We start from the raw sequence: 6571 nt of genomic DNA on the forward strand, positions 1-6571 counted from the left end.
ATTTTTGATCGGATAACTCCGAAATAGGCGATCGGATTAGACCGAAATCAGTGATCGGATTGAACCGAAATGGGTGATCGGAATGGGCCGGAACATGCAATCGCCGCGTCTGATGCGGGAGTCGTCCTCTCGATACGTCATATCCAGTACCCAATGTGATGCATTTTCTATCGACCAATGGCTGCGAATGGCTTTTGCAATTTGAGGTAAGTTAACCTCCAAGGAACTGATGTAATAAGCGGTCTCACTCGTTTCCTTATCTTTAAGGTAGCGTTTTCGGGTGACTTCAATGACCGACTTAATATTCGTCCAGCCTTGGCTTTGCGTCAACCAAGGCGTAATGGGTAGCTGAACGTAGGTACGCTCCTCGATGCGTCCATGACCATCATTGGTTAAGGTTAAACTGTTTGTTTTGATATCTTGTGGGGTATCACGCCGTGTCTTGTGGAAGTAAGCCGCTATTTCCGTTGCAAGTTTACCTTGGTTATTCTTGACTTGCAGAACATAGTCGCCTCCTTTTGCATTAATGGCTTTAGCGACCTTCTTCAGGCAATGCATGGCATCGGCAGTGACAATACTGCCTTTTAACTCCAGTAATTCAATCAATTCCAGTACCGTCGACACTTCATTTTTCTTACCCTTCGATTTACATTGTGCGAGGACTAAACCTTGTTCCACCGCGTAGGCCGACACGCTGTGAAGGGCGGTTTTCCTATCACCATCGAATGAATGGCGAAGCGTTTTACCATCAAACGCAATCACGGGCTGCCCTTGGTCTTCACGGATTTCATTCACCCAGCTAATGAAGCTCGTTAGCAAGGCGTTGGGCTCTAGCGAGCTGATAATACGGGCAATAGTATCGTCGACGGGTACACCCTCTTTAAAGGCCCTGAACTTACGCAACCAATCCAGTTTGCTGTCCCCAAATTGCTTAATGTCTTTCCATCCTTCAGCACCAGAAAGAATGGCCACCACGGTGAGAAAAATCACATCAAGTAGGTCATGCTTCTTATTGATATGAGAGCGTTTATCTTCAAGTGACTCAAAATGGGTAATAAATGACATCTGTGCTAGCCTAAAAAGCTAGATTTGATCACAGATGCGCTAGTTAACGCAAGTTAGAGTATGATCTTGCCCTGCTAAAAATATTCAGGGTTAAGTTCTTCTACTTGACATAAATGTGGGCGTCCGGTAATCCCAACATTCACTTCATAAGTTAGCTACGGCATGGAGCTCTCTTTGCAAAGGAGAACCACCATGTAACAACATCAACAGATAGCCATCCAAGACTGGCTCAATCTAATTGAGCAACAAAAAGCGCGATAAAGTCAGAATCTCTACTGGGATAAAACGGGCTTCACACTCTTGTACAAGCGACTCAAGAAGCATCGGTTCAAGTGGCCTGTCAATGAGGGCTTACTGGAGATGCATGTTAGTGAGCAGCAACTACACTGGCTATTATCGGGCTACGATGTCATAGTCCATCAACCATTGCACTACAATGTATTCTAGTATGTAATGACTTGCCTTGATGAACTCAGCAATCTAGAACCTAACATCGAACAACTGTTACCATGTCAGTCTGCTGAGAGTTAGGAGGGATTACCGGACGCTTGCTAAACATGATTAAATCGCTTTCAGACTAAAACCGTATTTTAGTCAGAACAGTTATTCTTGCCTATATCAATTATGACACTTGCGGACCTGACAGTCTGAATTAGACACAACCAAATTTCAGCTAACTCTGACAGGTTTCAACAGGTATACGGCAGGCGCTTAGCGCTCGCCTTCGCGAGTCATTTAAATGTAGAGGAAATTTTCTTATAGCAGTAATTTTTACGCTAAAATAACAACATTTTTGTGGAAGTGCGTATAGCAAAGAGAACAGCTGTCTAATTTTGGCTTTTCACTTTAAATATTTCAAACCATCTTCAGGATTGAGGTTTAATGCTTCACAATATTGAACAAATTCATACACATCGAGCTTCCTTTGACAACGCTCGATCTTACTCACTATTTGATGTGTTTCATCAATCATTTCACCGAGTTGTCTGACGGTTAGCCCTTGTTCTTTTCTTGCAGCTACCAACCACTTTATCAAAGCGAAGTACTGCTGAGTACTGATAGTTTTTTTCATGAGCATCATTATGATGCTGTTTTTATTTGTCTCCAAAATGAAGCCAAGATAGTGTTTGTCTGCTAGTATTTAAAACACAAAACTTGATTAACAATGGTAAATCGCTGAAATGAAAGATATAGATAGCCACCCAATGTCTGAAAATGTAGAAAAGCTGCTCAAAGTCGGTGCGCAAGCGATGATATTGAATATTGAAGAAAAGAAAGAGTATCGGGATGGCGTGGCGCAATTGATGGAAAACTACAATCGAGTCGAAAATGAAGGAGTTTTACTTGTTCAGCCTTATTACCACTTTTGTTGCCAAGTTTACGTAACTGAGGGGACAGAAGGCCTTTATGAAGTTTTAAGAGAAGGCACCCTCCCATCGATAACGACTCCCCTTTTTCAAATGTGGTTCATTAATGACTTTCATACTAAGAATTACGAAAAATACTTAGCCGCAGATAGACCTGCATAACAATATTATTTAGTAATATTTTAAAGTGTTGAAATTTAATGGTTTTTGTGTGTTCGTACACATCATTTTGATGTCTTTTTTTACTTGCTGAAATACTCGATAATATTTGTGCAAGCAAATTAACGTTAACTTCAAAAGGACAAAAGGCATGGGTAAAGTTTCATCAGTTGACAGACTCTTTGCAAAACTAGAGAAAGAAAGAAGACTTGTACTTTCTCTGATGTACGATGTTCGGGCAGTCTTGGAAGAAAAAGGGCTTGATGATATTTATATACACTCCAAGTTAAATAGACTTAGCGTAGCCAAGGACAACCTTGAATTACTCGCGATGACGAGATTTCTCGACGACGAGGGGAGGCATATGCTCGCTCATCGAATTCACTATAAGCTAAAAGACCTCCATGGTTTTTACGCTGTTTCGGCGCGCTTCTCCGAAAAAGCATAGTTTTACGAATAGGCAGTTGCAAAAGTCAACTCGAACTCGGATAAATAGCGAAGTTCTACGAGTTGATTTGTTGCTGACCTGAAATTGAATGAGGAATTGTACAAACCAATGATAGAGAAGCATTTTTGGTGGGGGCGTACTATTTCGACATGAGCATTAATTTCAAAGTGCTAAATGGTTAACATGATTTCAAATTTGGGAAGATTATGAATTCAGAATCTAACACCGAACAGATAATAGAAACGCTCAAAAAGTGGACAGAAGATGGGGTTGGCTCACCGTCACTGCTGATATCCGTAGATGACAACTCATTCTACGTAAGTCACTATCAAGGTATGGGGAAATTCAGATTACACTTCAATTGACAGGTTTTTACCTCAGTATAAAGTAGTTATTGAACAGCTCTATCGGGAAGGTAAGTTGAAAGTATCGGGGCTACCATTTTCTCTGTATCCCGACAGTGACCGATTTAGAAAGCTCAGACTGGAAGCTGAGAACATGAAAATAAACGAGCAGGCTAGATAATCTTAGACGCATTATCTGTAGTGGCATTATCTGTAGTAGCATTATCTGTAGTGGCTCATATCTTATCTGACACTTTTATTTGCTGGTTTAGATGCCATCTGACAGGCAGCTCAAGACAACCAGCCGACGTTCAGAGTAGTGTTTTGCAACTTCAGGTTTGTGCCAAAAGCAGATATTACAAGACTTGTTTCATTTAGATGTTCATGCAACTTCAACAATAAACACTCACAAGCCCAAAGCACTTTATCGATATTAAATCACATGTAAGCATAATTTAATGCCTGACCTAACACATCACGAAACAGATGGGAGAGCACTATGCCTATAGGCTCAAGCATTGATGACTTCTTGGAAGAAGGGATTAAGTAAGAAGTAGAATTTACAGCTAGTAATCGAATAGCACAGAGTCAAACTTTTCTGGTAGGCAATGACCAAAACACAAGTGGTTGTGACGCACAATTTAATTTGATAGCCTACCTAAATGAAAAAGATACTTATCAACACAACCTCTTCTTTCGACTGGTGGCGCTCACTCTGAGCGGCACGGAATTCGTACATTCTTTTGCTGCTGGAAGGTAGCTAAGTCTGTATGTTCTTTATATCTCCAGTAGCACGTTTCATTTACTTGGAGATATATCGTGACCAATCAAACAAATACCGAACGACAAGTCATTCTCACTGGCGACCGAGCGACTGGGCCTCTTCACTTAGGTCATTATGTTGGCTCACTGAAGCAGCGTGTATCCTTGCAGGACGAGCATGACCAGACCATTCTTGTCGCTGACATGCAAGGTCTGACGGACAATGCACACAATCCATCAAAGGTATCATCTAGCATATTAAATGTGGTGGCTGATTATCTGGCTGTTGGCATAGACCCACGGAAGACCAATGTTTGCCTGCAATCACAGCTACCTGCACTCGCTGAGTTGACTATGTATTACAGTAACGTGGTAACTGTAACGCGACTTGAGCGTAACCCAACCGTAAGAAGTGAAATCAAAAGCAAAGGCTTTGAGCGCTCTTTACCCGCAGGCTTCTTAACATACCCAATATCTCAAGCGGCTGATATCACTGCATTTAACGCGACATTGGTTCCTGTTGGTGATGACCAATTGCCAATGATTGAACAAACCAATGAAATCGTAAGGAAGATTAACTCGTTAGTCGAAAAGCCTGTGCTTAAAGAGTGTAAGCCATTACTTAGCAATGCATCACGACTACCTAGCACTGACGGCAAAAACAAAATGAGTAAGTCGATGGGAAATACCATAAACCTTGGCGCTACGGAGAAAGAAATAAGCACAGCAGTTCGTAGCATGTACACAGATCCTGATCACCTGAAAGTTGAAGACCCAGGTAAAGTAGAGGGCAATGTAGTGTTCACGTATTTAGACGCTTTTCACCCAGATACAGAGTATGTCAGTCAACTCAAAGAACATTATCAGGGTGGTGGGCTAGGTGATGGGACGACAAAGAAGATACTGGAAGAGTGCCTGCAAGAGGTGTTGAAGCCAATACGTGAGCGCCGGGAGAAATACCTTAAGGATAAGGCGCAGTTAATCGATATATTACGAGCAGGTAGCGAAATTTCACGAGAGAAAACCAACGACATTCTTCTCAGAGTAAAAAGTGTTTTCGGGTTGAACCTGTTCTGACTTATATGGATAGAAGAGAAGGCAAATTAACCAAAATTCATCAGGCTAAAGAATATAGAAAGGCGCACAGTTATAAAACTATGCGCATCTTTAAAAGGTGGAGGGAAGGTGAAAAGCAGTAAACGTAAAATGAATTGAATGAATCTAACGATACAAATACCGTACGACTTTGACGTAATCACACATATCATTTTGTTAACACCAATTTGCTCATTTAGTAAATATCAAGCGGTACAAAATAATAATCGGTAGCTCAAGTAACGTTAATGACGATTAACGTTACCTTTCTGTAAAGCTTCTCGGTCTAAAATTAGCTGGATTAGTCACAACTTAAACTGACACTTTCGGTTATAGAACTAAACTAAATCTGACAGTCTCTTGTGTGCTTTTTGCTGACATTTACCCCTTTCCATGAAAATACAGAATATGGTTTTTCAGCGCCAACGGGTGTTACTATAAAGTTGCAGTTATAAGCTGTTATTTTTTCTAAGGAGAGATCATGCAAGGATATGAAGTAATACTCTCATCCCAAATCGATGGAGAGTTTGAAGGTTTTGATGATGAAGTTTTTTTCCAATTAATGGATGGAACGTGTTGGGTCCAGGATGAATATTATTACTGGTATCATTACGCTTATTGTCCGCAAGTAAATATCCTGAGAGGCAACGGAAGACTCTATATCCAAGTAGATGGACAAAATGAAATTGTTCCCGTTCGTCAAATAGATGGTGTAATTAAAAGTAGAATTAATGGCGAGTTCAAAGGCTGGGAGGGAGAAACTTCCTATGAACTTACTAATGGTCAGATATGGCAGCAGTCACACTATAAATATAAGTACAAATATTCTCACCGCCCAGAGGTAATTATTTACAATCCTGGTGGCGGTCACATCATACAGGTAGCCGGAACTTCAGCCAAAGTTCGGCGTGTAAAATGAAACATAACAAATCGATCAATGTCGCCTCGCGGCTGGACCTCCGCACTGCGTGCTCCGGCCCATTATTGAGGCGTTCATCATCCACTAATTGTCTATAGCCGCCTGTCTGCTAAGGTCGAAACACTCGGTCAAAAGTGTCAGATCAGATATGAGCTACTACAAATTAGCGAACTCGAGCCTCTTTACTAGCAACAAGACCTCACAATCAGTGACACCTAATTGTACTGATAGTTTTGATTAATACGATTACCTCACCGACAGCTATTAGCTAAAGCAGGCCTTCTCAGTAGAGTATTCAAAGTCCGCTCAAGACCTTGAGTTCAATCAATGGGCGCAACACATCGGTTAAATTTCTGTGCTGGTGTTTCATAGTCTAACGTTTTTCTTGGTCTTTCGTTAAGTTGTCTCGCTA

At 41.2% G+C, this 6571-nt stretch carries 6 protein-coding genes and 1 pseudogene; 5 read left to right on the forward strand and 2 right to left on the reverse strand.

Annotation, left to right across the window (positions count from 1 at the left end):
• Nucleotides 1–99: 99 nt before the first annotated feature.
• Nucleotides 100–1065, reverse strand: a pseudogene (locus MHM99_RS20600) (ISAs1-like element ISAma3 family transposase); the annotation flags it as partial.
• 841 nt (nucleotides 1066–1906) lie between these two features.
• Nucleotides 1907–2137 (reverse strand): helix-turn-helix transcriptional regulator, encoded by a 231-nt coding sequence (locus MHM99_RS20605; RefSeq protein WP_202941644.1) that lies wholly within the window; start codon nucleotides 2135–2137, stop codon nucleotides 1907–1909.
• A gap of 109 nt (nucleotides 2138–2246) precedes the next feature.
• Between MHM99_RS20605 and MHM99_RS20610 the strand changes: the two genes are divergently transcribed.
• The 5 genes from MHM99_RS20610 to MHM99_RS20630 all read left to right on the forward strand — a co-directional run bounded on the left by MHM99_RS20610 (nucleotide 2247) and on the right by MHM99_RS20630 (nucleotide 6159).
• Complete coding sequence (locus MHM99_RS20610) at nucleotides 2247–2594, forward strand: hypothetical protein (RefSeq protein ID WP_202941645.1); 348 nt, start codon at nucleotides 2247–2249, stop codon at nucleotides 2592–2594.
• Nucleotides 2595–2742: 148 nt separating this feature from the next.
• Complete coding sequence (locus tag MHM99_RS20615; RefSeq protein WP_061095168.1) at nucleotides 2743–3039, forward strand: hypothetical protein; 297 nt, start codon at nucleotides 2743–2745, stop codon at nucleotides 3037–3039.
• 206 nt (nucleotides 3040–3245) lie between these two features.
• Nucleotides 3246–3404: a hypothetical protein gene (locus MHM99_RS20620; protein ID WP_239220431.1), complete on the forward strand. Its 159-nt coding sequence runs from the start codon at nucleotides 3246–3248 to the stop codon at nucleotides 3402–3404.
• A gap of 798 nt (nucleotides 3405–4202) precedes the next feature.
• The gene (gene trpS, locus MHM99_RS20625; RefSeq protein ID WP_239220432.1) at nucleotides 4203–5222 is read left to right on the forward strand and encodes a tryptophan--tRNA ligase; all 1020 of its coding nucleotides are present in this window, start codon (nucleotides 4203–4205) and stop codon (nucleotides 5220–5222) included.
• Nucleotides 5223–5721: 499 nt separating this feature from the next.
• The gene (locus tag MHM99_RS20630; RefSeq protein WP_239220433.1) at nucleotides 5722–6159 is read left to right on the forward strand and encodes a hypothetical protein; all 438 of its coding nucleotides are present in this window, start codon (nucleotides 5722–5724) and stop codon (nucleotides 6157–6159) included.
• The last annotated feature ends 412 nt before the right edge of the window (nucleotides 6160–6571 follow it).

The organism is Alteromonas sp. MmMcT2-2 (genome assembly GCF_022348305.1).
GTDB classification, from domain to species: Bacteria; Pseudomonadota; Gammaproteobacteria; order Enterobacterales; family Alteromonadaceae; genus Alteromonas; species Alteromonas macleodii.

Excerpts from the sequence above, each read along its gene's own strand:
- MHM99_RS20605 (WP_202941644.1), bottom strand. The coding sequence starts at position 2,137 with ATGAAAAAAACTATCAGTACTCAGCAGTACTTCGCTTTGATAAAGTGG.
- MHM99_RS20630 (WP_239220433.1), top strand. The coding sequence starts at position 5,722 with ATGCAAGGATATGAAGTAATACTCTCATCCCAAATCGATGGAGAGTTT.
- MHM99_RS20615 (WP_061095168.1), top strand. The coding sequence starts at position 2,743 with ATGGGTAAAGTTTCATCAGTTGACAGACTCTTTGCAAAACTAGAGAAA.
- MHM99_RS20610 (WP_202941645.1), top strand. The coding sequence starts at position 2,247 with ATGAAAGATATAGATAGCCACCCAATGTCTGAAAATGTAGAAAAGCTG.
- MHM99_RS20620 (WP_239220431.1), top strand. The coding sequence starts at position 3,246 with ATGAATTCAGAATCTAACACCGAACAGATAATAGAAACGCTCAAAAAG.